Raw genomic sequence first — 14,924 nt, 5'->3', positions numbered from 1 at the left:
AGTTATCCTTGATATTGCTTGTTTAACCAAGACTGATATTCGCCACTTTGAACGTGTGCAACCCATTCAGTATTACTTAAATACCATTCAACGGTTTTACGCAGGCCCGTCTCAAACGATTCTTGCGGAACCCAGCCTAAGTCATTTTTAATTTTTGTCGCATCAATTGCATAGCGCACATCGTGACCTGGGCGATCTTTGACATAGGTAATTAAATCTTTGTACTGTGCTACACCTTCCGGCTTATTCGGTGCCAATTCTTCAAGTAATGTGCAAATCGCATGAACAACTTCGATATTGGCTTTTTCATTGTGACCGCCAATATTATAAGTTTCCCCAACCACACCTTGCGTTGCAACAGTAAAGAGTGCTCGTGCATGGTCTTCTACAAATAACCAGTCACGAATTTGCTGACCATTGCCATATACAGGGAGTGGCTTGGCTTGCAAAGCATTTAAAATCATAAGCGGAATCAATTTTTCCGGGAAATGAAATGGCCCATAGTTATTTGAACAGTTGGTCACCAACACCGGTAAACCATAAGTACGGTTCCATGCACGGACTAAATGGTCTGAGCTGGCTTTGCTTGCAGAATATGGTGAACTTGGTGAATACGATGTTGTTTCGGTAAATAGGTCGGTTGTACCTTCTAAATCACCATAGACTTCATCGGTTGAAATATGATGGAAGCGGAATGTTTCCTTTTTTGAACCATCAAGGGTTAACCAATAAGTACGGCTTGCTTCCAACATTTGGTATGTACCAATAATGTTGGTCTCAATAAAAGCATAAGGTCCTGAAATTGAACGATCTACGTGCGATTCAGCAGCAAGATGCATCACTACATCAGGTTGAAAACTTTTAAATAATTCATCTAAAGCTGTACGGTCACAAATATCGGTCTGAGAAAACTGATAACGTGGGTGATCGGCAACAGAGCTTAAAGACTCTAGATTTCCCGCATAAGTGAGCTTATCGACATTTAATACTTCATGTTCAGTATTTTGAACAATATGACGAACCACCGCCGAACCAATAAAACCTGCACCACCAGTAACCAAGAACTTCATAATAAATCATGTAACTCCATTTTCTTAGTCACGGATTTTATCACCTATTTCCTATTTAATTTAGCGTTAACCTCAGAAAGCCCTACGCAGTTTGACCATTATTACAAAAAATAAAATATAAATACTTAGCTAAACTTATTTGTCCAAAACCCGATTTAACTTCCGAGTTATTTCGCTGGTATGATCTTGCATCTCTAACTCTTGAACAACCTGAGAGATTTGATAAGAATCTGAAACAGTTAATAAATATAGCCAATGTTGCTGTGCTAAAAACTTTAATTGGTGCTTAATCTGTTCATCCTGCATGGACTGCTCATCATAAAGTACCAGCAACTTACTTCCTGACATGACCACTTCTGCCACCATCGAAGTCGAGTCCGGACTCGTTAGAATCCAGTCAGCTGCTTTAATATAATCTTTGATATCACAGCTTTGGCCTTGTGCTACCCATGTTAACTGGTCATGAGGCTGAAAAATGCCGTACTGCTCAGCAAGCTGCTGTAATTCTTTTTCAAAAGTAATCGGTGTTCTTCGTGATGTTGTCAGTAGCAATCTCGCTGTAGGATATTGCTTTCGAACCTGCTGTAAAACAGTTGCCCATTGTGCCGCTTCACCAATTTTTACTGTTTTAGTGTCAGCACCAATCAAAATTGCAATCGTTTGCTCAGCATTTTGAATACCCAAATGTTCCCGCGCCCGCTCACGTGTTAGAGGTAAAGCACTCATTTTATTCGGTGCAATTGGATAATAAAAATAATGAGGCAATACGGCTTGTTGCTCATGAATGGTAAATACCACATCAAACAAGTCAGCACGAATCCCCCGTAATGAACTTGCGACCAGATTTTTTACAGGCTGATCTTTGAGCAAATGTTGTTTGAGCAGTAGATTGGCAAGTAGAGTGTTTCCCCCTGCCGATACAATATAAGCAACCTGTTTCTGCTCTAATGCACTTAGGGTTTGGGAGTCAAGAAAATAACGTAACCACTCTGTATTTATTGAAAACTTGATCAATAACTTGAGAACACGATACAACCATTTTTTAGGTAGATTTAATTGAACCCATTCCACCTGATAATCTTGTTGTTGATTCAGTAGCTGAACTATTCCTTGTGTTTGAGTTTCATGGCCTGCTTTACCATCGGTCAACGCTAGGATGAAAGGTTTTTGTTGTGTCATCAATCCATCATCCTATGCTGAAAGCAATGATTGATAGACTTTGACCGTATTATCGATCATTTTTGTAAAAGTCAATTGTTCTTGTGCCAAGGCATAAGCCTGTTTAAAACTTGCTTCAGGGGCTACCACATCCAAATAGTTTTGAATCACTTGTTGCAATGCTTCAATATTATTTGGTTCACATAGAAACTCAACAGGAATAAACTCAGCCATCATTCCGACATCAGTCCCTAACACAGGACGTTGAAGCAATAAACTTTCAGCAAGTGTATACGGGCCCCCTTCACGCAAGGAAGACACAATCAAAGCCTCATGGTCTATAATCAATGGGTGAATATTGTCGCTATACCCATACAAGTGAACCCGATCAGCTAATTGGTACTCTTGAATCAATTGCTCTAACTTCTTTCGTTCTTCACCATCACCAACAATAGTTAATTGGTGTGAAATGTTCCGCCAAGCAGCCAGTAAAAGATCAAAACCTTTCACTTCATTTAAACGTCCAATGGCAATAAATTTTCTATTTTTTACAAATGATTGAGCAGGCATATTCAAAGAAATACCATTATAGACCACACTGAGTTTTTCCGGCTGCCCCACAATCTGCGCGAGTCGCTTACTCACACAAATGATATGATCAAATGCCAAGTAAGAATCAATCTTTTTCTTTGCACCATGGATAGTCACCACACAAGGGAAATTAAAACCTGCAATCATGCCTTGCAACAGTTTGGCCGTTTTAGAAGCATGAGCATGTAGCACTTGTGGTTCTGTCCCCAATATTGTTTTTTTAAGCAGATATTTCGTCCACGGGTTATAACGACTGCCACTCATATCAAAAGCAACAAAGTTCACCGAACTTTCTACCCGACTTTGATATTTCTGATGTGCAATTAAAGAAACTTCATGTGCTTGTGATAAACCAGCAGCCAGCTCAAGTACATGCTTTTCTAGGCCACCTTCCTCATCACTTGCCATCACAAGCGTAATTTTCATGATTAGCCCTCACGCGTACCAAGTTTTAAACGAAGCTTGACGGCAAATAATGAATCTTTTCCGCTGATCTTAATACGTTGTAGTTGCATAAAGTCCGGCTGTTCATCATCAATGCCTTCGATTGTGGTCACTGCATTGCTATACCCTGACTGTTTTGCCAGTTTAACATCTCGGTCTGAGTAAATACCAAATGGGTAAGCAAAACTGGTTACTGGCTTTTCTATCAGTTGTTCAAGCCACTGCTTTGAATCAGTTAGTTCTTTTAAACAATCCGTATCATCCAGTTTGTTTAAATTAGCATGCGTTAACGTATGTGAACCAATTTCGATCAGTTCGCTATCTGCCAGTTGCTTGACTTGAGCATCATTCAACTTAGCTTCACGCATGAGTTCACCACTATTATGATGTTCTTTTTTATAGGTTGACCAATCACGATCATGACGATCAACCACCACATATATGGTTGCCTTGGCCTGATATTTTTCTAAAATCGGATAAGCATTTTGTAAGTTGTCTAAATAACCATCATCAAAGGTAATGGCAACTGTTTTGGCTGGGTGATTTCCCCAGTTCTCTTGCAATTCGTGCATCGTTACAAAATGGAAGCCTTGCGCTTTCATCCAAGCAACTTGCTTTTCAAACTCAGCGGGCTTGACCCGAAGCTTATTAAATTTGGCACCATTAATATGGTCTCGTACCATGTGATACATCAATACACGTGGTCGATTCCAATCCACTGCTGGCTTCCACCACGCATACTTATAGCTAAATAAAACGGTAAGCAAAACCAGTAAAATCAGGATATAAATCACAATGCCAAACTCATTATTTCGCTAAAAGATATGTTGCCACACGGTCTGCTTCTTTAAAAGCATAAGGTTGTGGTAACTGTACGACACAAGTATTCTGTGAGATTAGTTGTGATTCTATCATTTGATCAATCGAGTGCGTAATTCTATCGTCTTTCAACCGATCGATTGCTATGACCCCTACGCGACAACCCGCAGTAAGTGCTTCAAAAACCATAGAAACGCTATCTTCTGTTACCCATACAGCTTCTGCTTTTTGCATCTCTTCAAAAATCCAGCCTTGAGGTGTTTGCTCAACCGGAAATATTTGTAAATGCTGGGCAAAACTTTGTTGTCTTAAAATATCAATAAACTCTGCTGGTGTTCGACGTGAAGTCGTTAGAATGATTTCAGAGGCCGGATTATACTCTACAATGTCATGAATGGCTGTGAGAACTTTCTGTTCATTCCACTGATGGCGTTTTGATGTGCCTCCCAGCGCAATCAAAATACGATCCGTCTGGTGTCGTTGTTCATTCACAATTGGGTTTAATGCACCTTGAGTGAGAATAATATTGTTCCGTTTAGCTAGCCCATCATGCTGTGGCACCACTACATAATCAAACCATATATATGGATAATTAGGTTTCATTAAAATAACAGTTTTAGCTTTTGGGTAAATTTTTCCTAAAAGCAGCACTCGAAGCTGGGTATGACTTCCCACCCCAACAATATAATTAGGCGTCTGTTTTAAAAAAGGAGATTGTTTTTTGAGAACAGAAAGAAATAAGCTGATTAATGGCAGCTGTTCAATTGAAATTTCCTCAAAACTGACTTTATGCACAGATTGCCTTTCTATAGCGCGGTAAAGTCCCAGCGCCTGTGAACGGTGCCCCGCCTTTCCATCACTAACATAAAGAATATGCATAACCCAATTCCATAATAAAAAAAGGCGAAATAAAATTTCGCCTTTTAATCATATCGGCTTTACTTATTTTACGTAAGTTAACCAGTGTGCATATTTCGGATCTTTACCCTGCACTGCATTAAAGAATGTACTCTGGATCTGTTCAGTGATTGGCCCACGTGCACCACAACCAATCTCACGGTCATCATATTCACGGATTGGTGTAACTTCAGCTGCAGTACCGGTGAAGAATGCTTCATCAGCAATATAGAATTCATCACGGGTAATACGACGTTCTACCACGTCATAGCCTAAATCCTTAGCAATTGTAATGACGGTCTGACGGGTAATACCATCCAATGCTCCACCCGCAATATCCGGAGTGTGCAGCACACCATCCTTAACTAGGAAAACATTTTCCCCTGAACCCTGACATACATAGCCTTGCGGGTCCATCAGCATAGCTTCATCATAGCCTGAATGTGCTACTTCTTGGTGCGCAAGAATAGACAGCGTATAGTTACCCGAAGCCTTGGCCTTACACATGGTCACATTCGGATGATGGTGAGTAAAGGAAGAAGTTTTTACACGAATACCTTTAGCCATTGCCTCTTCACCCAGGTAAGCACCCCAGCCCCAAGCTGCAACTGCCGCATGAATCGTATTATTGGTTGCAGCAATACCAAGTTTTTCAGAACCAATCCAGATTAATGGACGTAAATAGCAAGATGCCAGCTTATTTTCACGAACCACATCGATTTGCGCCTGCTCTAATGTTGCCTGATCAAATGGAACTTTCATCTGATAAATTTTTGCAGAGTTTAACAAGCGCTTGGTGTGGTCCTGTAGACGAAAAATGGCTGTGCCTTGTGGAGTTTCATATGCCCGGACGCCCTCAAACACGCCCATACTATAGTGTAAAGTATGAGTCAGGACGTGAATTTTTGCATCACGCCAGTCAACCAGTTGTCCATCTTGCCAAATAAAACCATCACGATCAGCCAAATTCATGGCACACACTCCAAATTTTTACACAGTCAGTCACTATCCAAAGCAAGTATTGCTGTGGGATCTATTAATCTTTGCCATAACTTGCAAACGATCTCGCGGGTATCGTGCCAGTCCGCAGCATTGACTTGCATGGATTGATTTGCAAGTGCTAAACGGTGGCTCTCGGCTCGTTCACTGAGATAAGCCTGAATCAGTGCTGTTGCATCGTCACTGGATAAGTAACCGGCTTTCGCAGCATCTTCTAGGATTCTTACATTGTCGGAATAGTGAGCGAGATCCGGTTTCGCCCCACCCCATGCCAACACAATATACTGTGCCATAAATTCGATATCAACGATACCACCCGCATCCTGTTTTAAATGAAAAATTCCACCTTTTTTCTGTTCTTTGGAAGAACCCAGATGGGCTTTCATCTTCTGACGCATTTTTAAAACTTCAGTACGCACAAATTTTTCATCACGCGGCAGAGTTAAAATACGGCAGCGTAACGCCTCAAATTTTTGTCGTAAACTGTCATCCCCAGCAATCGAACGGGCCCGAACCAATGCCTGATGCTCCCAAAGCCAGGCATTTTTTAATTGATATTGTTCAAAGGCTTTTAAACTGGTCACCAGCAGACCAGCTTCTCCAGAAGGGCGTAACCGTGTATCTACTTCATATACTCGTCCATCTAGGGTCTGAGTCGTCATAAGAGATATAAATTTTTGCCCTACTCGCATGGCAAACTCGAAACCGCTGATAGGTCTCAGGCCATCTGTATCCGCCTGTTCGCTCATATAATGAATAAACACCAGATCCAGATCTGAGCCATAACCCAGCTCAATACCACCGACTTTACCATAACCCACCACAGAAAATCCGAGATAGTCCAAGGAGCAGCGTCGTCCGTCAGCGTCTAGTGGATAACCATGTTTTTTTGCCACGATCTGATAGGCCAGATTCAATGCAGCAATAATAGAAACTTCAGCAATGTCTGTCAGGGCATCAGATACTTTCATAAGCGGACTTTCTGCCAGTACATCGCTGGCTGCTACAGCCAAGACATTAGATTTTTTAAACAGGCGCAAGGCCCGCATCTGGTCTTCAACCTGCTCAAGCTCAATGCGTATGAGCTGCTGCCGTAGTGAATCTTCAAGATCACGGCGTTTGGGCAACTCGAAGTCCATTGTGAGAAACTCATCCAGCAATACCGGGTAATGAGTCAGCTCCTCCAGTATCCATGGACTCACTGTGGCCATCTTTACCAAACGCTGTAATGCTCCCTTACTTTCAATCAGCATTACCAGATAAACCGTACGGCGCATTACAGATTCAATTAAAGGCATTAAACGTAGTAATGCAACTTGTGGTTTATCCGACTGTAATACTGCATCGACCAGATAAGGCCAAAAAGTTTTTAAACGTTGAACGGCCTTAGCTGGTAACTTATTCAAGGCGTGGCCATGCCAAAACTCATGAATCAGCTTTTGTGCATTGGAATCAAGCACACTCTCCAGCTCTTCTTCGAGATGCTGAAAGTTCTCTACTGGTGCTTCCCTGTCACGCTCCTGAATCAGATGTGCAAACTGGTAAGAGACTTTAGACCGTTTCTGATTAAGGACTTCCAGAAAACTCTCCCAGCTATCAAAGCCCAAGGTATCAATCAATCGCTGCCGCAGCTCCGGCTCAGTCGGCAGGGACTGGGTCTGCTGATCATTCAGTGCCTGAATGGCGTGTTCCAGACGACGCAGAAACAGATAGGCATCTTCCAGATCCGCTACAGCTTCTGGCTCAAGCAGACCTGATTCGCTCAGATGCGTCAAATTTGCCAGACACTGGCGTTCCTGTAGTTCAAGTTTGGAACCACCATAAATCAGCTGAAAAACCTGCACAATAAATTCAACTTCACGGATACCACCGGCACCGAGTTTAATATCGTCTTCGATATTGCGGCGCATGACTTCACGTTCAATCATGACCTTCATTTCACGCATGGCCTGAAACGCGGTGTAATCGACATAACGCCGAAACACGAAAGGACGGGTCATTTCCAGTAACTCTTCGCCCGCCCTTCCACCAGACACAATACGGGCCTTGATCCAGGCATAGCGCTCCCATTCACGCCCATGCTGGCTTAAATATTTTTCTAATCCTGCATGGCTAATGGCCAGTGCCGAACCATCTCCCCAGGGACGTAAGCGCATATCTACACGAAAGACGAAACCCTCAGCAGTGATATGCTCCAGCAAATAAATAATTTTCTGGCCCCACGCAATACAGAACTGTTGTACATCAATACATTTACGGCCATTGGTCTCGCCTTGCTCATCAAAGGCAAAAATCAGGTCAATATCGCTCGACAGATTAAGTTCCTGTGCTCCCAGTTTTCCCATAGCAATAATAATCAGGTCCTGGACTTGGCCCGAATAACCGATTGGTTCGCCATGCTTTAATACCAGTGGAATACGGGCGAAGGCCTTTGCTGCACAAATACAGGCATCAGCAAAATCTGAGAGTTCTTGTGTAAGTGTAACTACATCAGTCAGGTGGTTAGCATCTTGCCAGATCCAGCGAAACATGAGACGAGCACGGAGTATTCGGATCGCTCGCATCCATGCGTGCTCATCCTGAATTGAGTCAAGTACAGAAGACACCCGATCTTTAATCTGTTCATGTGATAGCGGGGTTGCAAACTGATCTACAGTATAATCTTGTTCAAGTTCGTTTTGATAAAGACCTAGTATCTGTTCAGCATATTGACTGGCTCTTAAAGTCTTTTGCAACTGCTTCGCGTTCATAAACCACCCTTCACCTGTATTTATATGTAGTTATAACAGGTGAATTTGGCTTTAGGAAAATAATTATACTAAATTTGTAGTGCTGTCTGACTTCGCCATATCAAGTGGCAAAACCGTATGCTGGTCAGTTGCTTCCGGCAAAGTAACTTTGAAAGTAGTACCTTCACCTTCCTTAGACATGACACAAATTTCACCTTTATTCAGGTCTACAAACCGCTTACAGAGTGTCAATCCCAGACCTGTTCCTTTTTCACCCGCCGTACCTTTAAGGCTGACAGTAATCCGCGGCTGAAAAATATTCGCTATTTGTGCTTCAGACATACCTAGGCCGGTATCCCGGATATAAATTTCCACCCCATCTGGGCCGGGCTGTGCTTGAATGGTCACTTTACCCGTACCGTCCATTGGCGTGAATTTTAATGCATTTGATACCAGGTTCTGGATAATCGAAGTCAGCATATTAATATCTGCATATACCTTGAGATCATCCGGCACTTCATCAATTAACTGAATGTTTTTCTTAATCGCTAGTGTATTAAGTACATCACGAACAATTTTGGTGACCTGCTTTAAATTGAAGTTGATCGGATGATAGACAAACCGGCCGCCTTCTGCCATTGCCCAGTTGAGCAGGCTTTCTAAAAGGTTATAAGTCGACTGTGCAGTATCATAAAGATAATCTGCAATATTCTGGATACTGGAGTCGTCAAGCGTATTGCGCTCTTGTGACAATACTTCAGAGAAACCGAGCAACCCATGAAAAGGTGCACGCAGGTCATGTGCAATAATCTGGAAAAACTTGGTTTTACTAAAATTTAATGCCGATTGCTGTTCATATAATTCCTTAAGTTCAGCATGCTCGAATTTTAACTCTAAATAGCGAACCAGACGTTCACAGTAATCTTTAACTATCTCAATATCTTCATTTTCAAAAGGCTCAGAGCTGTCATCAAAAAACAGAATCTGTCCAATTGATTCTTTATCAGTCTTGAGCATATCAAAAGCAACCATGCGCTGATGCTCTACACCCAAGTGACGAATATGCTGACAAAAGCCGTGATAATCAGAATGTTGCTGGTCTATATAAGGTTGACTATTGAAATAAGGTCCTAAATCTGCATCAGGATGGCTATGAAAAAGTCTCATACCCTTTGAAGAAAGATACCAGATATAAGGCTCTGCCTTAAAAGTTAAAATAGCGTTTTTACTTCTTAAAATACGTCGAGCAAAACGTAAACAGGATTCCACCTGGTTATGCGGTTCGAAGATACCCAGTAATAACGATAATTTACAAGCACTGAGCTGATCAGCCTGATCTAACTCTAATAATTGTAATGTCATGCTCGCCTCATTAAAAATATTGTAGGTAATAACCGCAACTTCAGTAAAAATCAGTTAAAAATAAATCTTTATTAAACAATTAGCAAACTTTAGACATAGATACAACGGCAATAATAACAATTAAGAAACAAAACATGTTATATACTGGTAAATATTTGAAATAAAGGAAATTATAATAATAGATATTTGGATCTAATTATAGTGGTCCCGAGGGTCGGACTCGAACCGACACGTCATCTCTGACAGCGGATTTTGAGTCCGCCGCGTCTACCAATTTCACCACCTCGGGAAGAAGAGTGGGTGTGTGTATAATAGCGTCTTTCCAAATGTTGTCAATGTAAAGTACTGACTGTTTGCCTATTTTTAAATCACTATAAAAGCAATAGCTGAACAAAACCGTATTTTTTCCATCATTAATCAAAAAGCACTATACTAGGTACAATTTTTTAATTGTTTTGTGTCATGCAACTTTCTGACTTTTCTTTTAACCTCCCCGATGAATTAATTGCACGTTACCCTCTAGCACAGCGTAGTGCTTCAAGGCTTTTACACTTAAATAGTGAGGGCCAATATAGCGATCGTCACTTTACCGATATTCTGGAATTGTTTGAACCCGGTGATCTGCTGGTCCTGAATGATACCAAAGTTATGAAGGCTCGACTTAAAGGCAGGCGTGCAACTGGTGGAGCAGTTGAAATACTGGTAGAACGTATTTTTGATCAGACTATTGCCCACTGTCATATTAAAGCCAGTAATTCACCTAAAGCTGGTGCAGAGCTGTTTATTGGTGCAGATGAGGTTAAAGTCACTGTACAAGGCCGCCATGAGAACCTGTTCGTTGTCGAGTTTTCACAACCGATTTTGCAGGTCCTGGATCAGCACGGGCAATTACCCATTCCGCCTTATTTTAACCGTGAAGCAGAGGCGATTGACAGCGAGCGTTATCAGACGGTATTTCACGATCCAGAGAAAATTGCCAGTGTTGCTGCACCTACTGCCAGTCTGCATTTTGATGAAGTCCTTTTAAACAAATTATCAGAAAAAGGTGTACAGCAAGCATTTGTTACCCTGCATGTAGGCGCTGGTACTTTTTTACCTGTTCGTAGTATAGATATTGAAAATCATATTATGCACAGTGAATGGTGTGAAGTGCCCGAGAATACGGTAGAGCTGATTAAGCAAGTACAGGCTCGCGGTAATAAAGTTATTGCAGTAGGTACTACTGCTACACGTGCACTTGAAAGCGCAGCGCAGGCTCATAACGGTAAAATTGAGGCATGGACTGGAGATACCCAGATCTTTATTTATCCGGGTTATCAGTTCTGTGTAGTAGACCGGCTGATCACCAACTTTCATTTACCGGAGTCTACCCTGCTGATGCTGGTTTCAGCACTTTCAACACGTGATTATATTCTGGCAGCGTATGAGCATGCCGTAAGAGAGCATTACCGTTTCTTCAGTTATGGTGACGCCATGCTGATCGATAAAACAGTGAACAGGTAAATAGTTATGCCGGTTGAAACTGTTAAATATACGCTACGTATTCATCGCAAGATCAACCGGCAGGTTCTGGATAATATTGCCCGGCTGTGGCAAGTGGGCCAACAGGCAAAAACCTATCAGGATATTCTAGATGGACTCCATCCCTGGGGAGATCATCCTGGCCTGAAATTCAATAATGTATTACCTTTCATACTGCTCGTTATAGCAAGTGGCTTTACATTATTTGGAATATTTTTTATACAGCACAGCCTTATTGCCGGATTAAGCTTTTTAACTGCCTTTGTTTTGGGATTATTTGCCTATCTCTGTTATGAGTCGGATCAGCCACTCACTGAAGTGATTCAGTTTCTGGAACAGCAGATACTCGAGAAAAAATATCAGCTCAACTTTCAGGAATTACCCCCTCATTTTCCAGATTCTACGCAGCCTTTTTTCTTTATCGCCCGGCTTAAAAACCTGTTTCCTGTATTTCAGCAGGGTTCTGTATCAAATATGCTACCTGTATATGCCAGTACCACCTGGAAAGATCAACAGGGCCGAGAGCGGCCAATCATGCTTTTTCAGTACGATTTCATCAATGAAATAAAAATCGCCGGGCAGGATACACAGCAAGTAGCGGTACAAAGAACGCAGAAGACTTTATGGGGTATCTTTGTTTTTGAAGCTCCCACACTTGGGCTGGCAGTAACCACATCCAATAAAGAGTTTGGTGCTCCGTATAGCTCTGCCTGGTATAGCAGTGACCTACAGATTAACCAGAAATTACGTATTTATGGTCTTGAACCGCTTGAGCTCGCTAAAACCATGACTCCAGCTATGACTTTACGTTTAGATCAGTTCTTTACACAACATTCTGGCGAGCTGCTGTTTCATCATGAACATCATATAATGTGCTTTTTAAACCGGCAGAACCTTTTTAAAATTCATACAAAAGCGCAAAATAGAGAAGATATCTCCAGTTTGCGCGGGCACCTGCGAACATTGCGTTTAGGCGCCTATGAAAAACTGCTAAATAACTTAGAGCAACTTTTACAATAAATAGACTTGAGGAAAATAATGATGGGGTTAGGGCTCTTTATTTTATTTTTTGTGGTTTTGATCATTGCAGTGATCTATATCCGGAACTCGATTGTCCGGCATTATAATGCTGCGCAGCGCGCCTGGGCAGATGTAGCCACCTATGAACGGCAGAAAGTCAAGGTTCTTGACGGACTGGTCCCACTAGTCGAACAATACGCAGGCTTTGAAAAAAGTACCTTAGAGCGGGTTACCGAACTACGTCAGCAGATTATGCAACTTAATCTTAAAAGCACTGATATCTCTCAGCTACAACGGGTAGAAAGCTTGAGTCATGAACTCATGCGTAATCTGAATGTTATAGTTGAGAACTATCCTGAGCTTAAAGCTAATGAAATTTATCTGCGCATGATAAATGAAATTGATGAGCAAAATGAAAATGTCAGTGCCGCTATCAGTATTTTTAACCGTAATGTGGAACTGTTTAATAATCATATCCAGATATTTCCGAATAATATGATCAATACGCTGACTACAGGTAAAAAGGCTATTCGCCCGTTTCGCGACCAGTCTACCCTGCAAAACTTTGACTATCGTCCAAACTTTTAAATACGCACCGCTTTGCAACATATCGGTCTGTCTAGTTTTTCATATGCTGCGGCTACATTTAACAGTAGAACTCCATGACAGAATCAAGGACAATAGACCTCTTTTTTATTTTGCACATCAGCGAACTGTTTTTTCGCCTTGATTTGGACATGGTATGAAGTTTGAAAAATTGGGTCAGTCGGGTCGTGCCCGCCGTGGCCGTTTAACACTTGAACATGGGGTGGTTGAAACACCGGTATTTATGCCAGTGGGTACTTACGGTACTGTTAAAGGCATGCTTCCACGTGATATTGAAGAAATTCAGGCACAAATCATTTTAGGAAACACCTTTCACTTGTATTTGCGTCCAGGCCTGGATGTTGTAAAAGAACACGGCGGTCTGCACGAATTTATTAAGTGGGATAAGCCTATTTTAACTGACTCTGGTGGCTTTCAGGTATTTAGTCTGGGCGCCATGCGCAAAATCAAAGAAGAAGGTGTGACTTTTCGCTCACCTATTGACGGCTCAAAAGTTTTTCTCTCACCTGAAGTTTCTATGGAAATTCAGAAAGTTCTGAACTCCGATATTGTCATGATTTTTGATGAATGTACGCCTTATCCAGCGACCCATGAAGAAGCGCAGAAATCATTGCAGCTGTCTTTACGCTGGGCTAAACGTTGCAAGACCCACCATCATGAAGTTCTGGACAATAAAAATGCGTTGTTCGGTATTATTCAGGGTGGCATGTATGAAGATCTTCGGGATGAATCACTAGAAGGCCTGCTTGAAATCGGGTTTGATGGCTATGCAATTGGTGGCTTATCTGTTGGTGAGCCGAAAGAAGAGATGATCAAAGTGCTGGATTATCTTCCTAACAGAATGCCGCATGATAAACCTCGCTACCTCATGGGTGTTGGTAAACCTGAAGATATTGTTGAAGGTATCCGCCGTGGGGTTGATATGTTTGACTGTGTCATGCCTACCCGAAATGCGCGGAACGGTCATTATTTTGTGACAGATGGTCTGGTCCGTATTCGCAACAGCAAATACCGTCATGATCAGAGCCCGCTTGACCCGCACTGTGACTGCTATACCTGCAAGAATTTTACCCGGGCTTATCTGTTCCACCTCGAGAAATGTGGTGAAATGCTGGGCTCCATGCTAGGAACCATTCATAACCTGCGCTATTACCAGCGCTTCACTCAAGACATCCGTGATGCACTCGACAATGATACCTTTGAAGCTTTTGTTGAGGACTTCTATACACGTCGTGGAATGGAAGTACCGCCTTGCCCTGAAGATTGAGAAAGCAGTATTTGCGCTCAACAAAAAGACAAGGTAAATTGCAGGTCAACTCAATTTAAATGTCATGACAATGGCAACAGTTTTAATATTTAATAGGAAATCGACATGAGCTTTTTAATCTCTACTGCTCACGCTGCGCCGGCGGCTCAGCAAGGCCCGAGCATGATGGCTAACTTATTGATGATTGCAGTATTTATTGCAATTTTCTATTTCCTGATCTGGCGTCCACAGGCCAAACGTGCCAAAGAACACCGTACCCTCGTTGAAAGTCTGGGTGTAGGCAGTGAAGTGGTTTTTGCCGGTGGCTTGATGGGCCGTATTACCAAGCTTGAAGGCGATTTTGCAGTAGTAGAACTAAGCCGCGGTGTAGATGTAAAAATCCAGCGTGCTAGTGTCATTTCAGTTTTGCCTGAAGGCACCCTGAATAACCTTTAATCATAA

13 protein-coding genes and 1 tRNA gene are annotated in these 14,924 nt (G+C 42.0%); 5 read left to right on the top strand and 9 right to left on the bottom strand.

Features of this window, described 5'->3' with window-relative positions; translation table 11 throughout:
- Positions 1-2 precede the first annotated feature (2 nt).
- From rfbB to ACRAD_RS02340, 9 genes are all read right to left on the bottom strand, one after another.
- Positions 3-1,070: a dTDP-glucose 4,6-dehydratase gene (gene rfbB / locus ACRAD_RS02380; RefSeq protein ID WP_000670932.1), complete on the bottom strand. Its 1,068-nt coding sequence runs from the start codon at positions 1,068-1,070 to the stop codon at positions 3-5.
- A gap of 135 nt (positions 1,071-1,205) precedes the next feature.
- Entirely contained in the window at positions 1,206-2,249 is a 1,044-nt protein-coding gene (locus tag ACRAD_RS02375) for an ELM1/GtrOC1 family putative glycosyltransferase (protein ID WP_000193719.1), read from the bottom strand.
- Between the two features lie 12 nt (positions 2,250-2,261).
- On the bottom strand, positions 2,262-3,245 hold the full coding sequence (locus ACRAD_RS02370) for a glycosyltransferase (protein WP_000705222.1): 984 nt from the start codon (positions 3,243-3,245) through the stop codon (positions 2,262-2,264).
- Between the two features lie 2 nt (positions 3,246-3,247).
- The gene (locus tag ACRAD_RS02365; RefSeq protein WP_000639362.1) at positions 3,248-4,057 is read right to left on the bottom strand and encodes a polysaccharide deacetylase family protein; all 810 of its coding nucleotides are present in this window, start codon (positions 4,055-4,057) and stop codon (positions 3,248-3,250) included.
- Between the two features lie 13 nt (positions 4,058-4,070).
- Positions 4,071-4,961: a mitochondrial fission ELM1 family protein gene (locus tag ACRAD_RS02360; protein WP_005023403.1), complete on the bottom strand. Its 891-nt coding sequence runs from the start codon at positions 4,959-4,961 to the stop codon at positions 4,071-4,073.
- Positions 4,962-5,024: 63 nt separating this feature from the next.
- Positions 5,025-5,951 carry a branched-chain amino acid transaminase gene (locus ACRAD_RS02355; RefSeq protein WP_005023402.1) on the bottom strand — a complete coding sequence of 309 codons (927 nt, stop codon included), beginning with the start codon at positions 5,949-5,951 and terminating at the stop codon, positions 5,025-5,027.
- A 26-nt stretch (positions 5,952-5,977) separates the two neighbouring features.
- Positions 5,978-8,728, bottom strand: coding sequence for a bifunctional [glutamate--ammonia ligase]-adenylyl-L-tyrosine phosphorylase/[glutamate--ammonia-ligase] adenylyltransferase (gene glnE, locus ACRAD_RS02350; protein WP_005023401.1), 2,751 nt, complete (start codon positions 8,726-8,728; stop codon positions 5,978-5,980).
- Between the two features lie 63 nt (positions 8,729-8,791).
- The gene (locus ACRAD_RS02345; protein ID WP_005023400.1) at positions 8,792-10,069 is read right to left on the bottom strand and encodes a sensor histidine kinase; all 1,278 of its coding nucleotides are present in this window, start codon (positions 10,067-10,069) and stop codon (positions 8,792-8,794) included.
- A 202-nt stretch (positions 10,070-10,271) separates the two neighbouring features.
- Positions 10,272-10,358 (bottom strand) — tRNA-Leu (locus ACRAD_RS02340).
- Positions 10,359-10,531: 173 nt separating this feature from the next.
- Here ACRAD_RS02340 and queA point away from each other — a divergent pair.
- The 5 genes from queA to yajC all read left to right on the top strand — a co-directional run bounded on the left by queA (position 10,532) and on the right by yajC (position 14,918).
- Positions 10,532-11,572 carry a tRNA preQ1(34) S-adenosylmethionine ribosyltransferase-isomerase QueA gene (gene queA, locus ACRAD_RS02335; RefSeq protein ID WP_005023399.1) on the top strand — a complete coding sequence of 347 codons (1,041 nt, stop codon included), beginning with the start codon at positions 10,532-10,534 and terminating at the stop codon, positions 11,570-11,572.
- 6 nt (positions 11,573-11,578) lie between these two features.
- Positions 11,579-12,610, top strand: a complete 1,032-nt coding sequence (locus ACRAD_RS02330; RefSeq protein ID WP_005023398.1) for a hypothetical protein — start codon at positions 11,579-11,581, stop codon at positions 12,608-12,610.
- A gap of 21 nt (positions 12,611-12,631) precedes the next feature.
- A complete protein-coding gene (locus tag ACRAD_RS02325; RefSeq protein WP_010699868.1) occupies positions 12,632-13,198 on the top strand; it encodes a LemA family protein in 567 nt (188 codons plus the stop codon).
- A 154-nt stretch (positions 13,199-13,352) separates the two neighbouring features.
- On the top strand, positions 13,353-14,483 hold the full coding sequence (gene tgt, locus ACRAD_RS02320; RefSeq protein WP_005023396.1) for a tRNA guanosine(34) transglycosylase Tgt: 1,131 nt from the start codon (positions 13,353-13,355) through the stop codon (positions 14,481-14,483).
- A gap of 105 nt (positions 14,484-14,588) precedes the next feature.
- Complete coding sequence (gene yajC / locus ACRAD_RS02315; RefSeq protein WP_005016486.1) at positions 14,589-14,918, top strand: preprotein translocase subunit YajC; 330 nt, start codon at positions 14,589-14,591, stop codon at positions 14,916-14,918.
- Positions 14,919-14,924 lie beyond the last annotated feature (6 nt).

The organism is Acinetobacter radioresistens DSM 6976 = NBRC 102413 = CIP 103788 (assembly GCF_006757745.1).
Taxonomy (GTDB): domain Bacteria; phylum Pseudomonadota; class Gammaproteobacteria; order Pseudomonadales; family Moraxellaceae; genus Acinetobacter; species Acinetobacter radioresistens.
The sequence above is the reverse complement of the archived record's forward strand: the minus strand, read 5'-3'. Positions and strand labels throughout refer to the sequence as shown.

Bases quoted from the DNA above. Each gene is read 5' to 3' on its own strand.
- rfbB (WP_000670932.1), bottom strand. From the start codon at position 1,070: ATGAAGTTCTTGGTTACTGGTGGTGCAGGTTTTATTGGTTCGGCGGTG.
- ACRAD_RS02375 (WP_000193719.1), bottom strand. From the start codon at position 2,249: ATGACACAACAAAAACCTTTCATCCTAGCGTTGACCGATGGTAAAGCA.
- ACRAD_RS02370 (WP_000705222.1), bottom strand. From the start codon at position 3,245: ATGAAAATTACGCTTGTGATGGCAAGTGATGAGGAAGGTGGCCTAGAA.
- ACRAD_RS02360 (WP_005023403.1), bottom strand. From the start codon at position 4,961: ATGCATATTCTTTATGTTAGTGATGGAAAGGCGGGGCACCGTTCACAG.
- ACRAD_RS02355 (WP_005023402.1), bottom strand. From the start codon at position 5,951: ATGAATTTGGCTGATCGTGATGGTTTTATTTGGCAAGATGGACAACTG.
- glnE (WP_005023401.1), bottom strand. From the start codon at position 8,728: ATGAACGCGAAGCAGTTGCAAAAGACTTTAAGAGCCAGTCAATATGCT.
- ACRAD_RS02345 (WP_005023400.1), bottom strand. From the start codon at position 10,069: ATGACATTACAATTATTAGAGTTAGATCAGGCTGATCAGCTCAGTGCT.
- queA (WP_005023399.1), top strand. From the start codon at position 10,532: ATGCAACTTTCTGACTTTTCTTTTAACCTCCCCGATGAATTAATTGCA.
- ACRAD_RS02330 (WP_005023398.1), top strand. From the start codon at position 11,579: ATGCCGGTTGAAACTGTTAAATATACGCTACGTATTCATCGCAAGATC.
- ACRAD_RS02325 (WP_010699868.1), top strand. From the start codon at position 12,632: ATGGGGTTAGGGCTCTTTATTTTATTTTTTGTGGTTTTGATCATTGCA.
- tgt (WP_005023396.1), top strand. From the start codon at position 13,353: ATGAAGTTTGAAAAATTGGGTCAGTCGGGTCGTGCCCGCCGTGGCCGT.
- yajC (WP_005016486.1), top strand. From the start codon at position 14,589: ATGAGCTTTTTAATCTCTACTGCTCACGCTGCGCCGGCGGCTCAGCAA.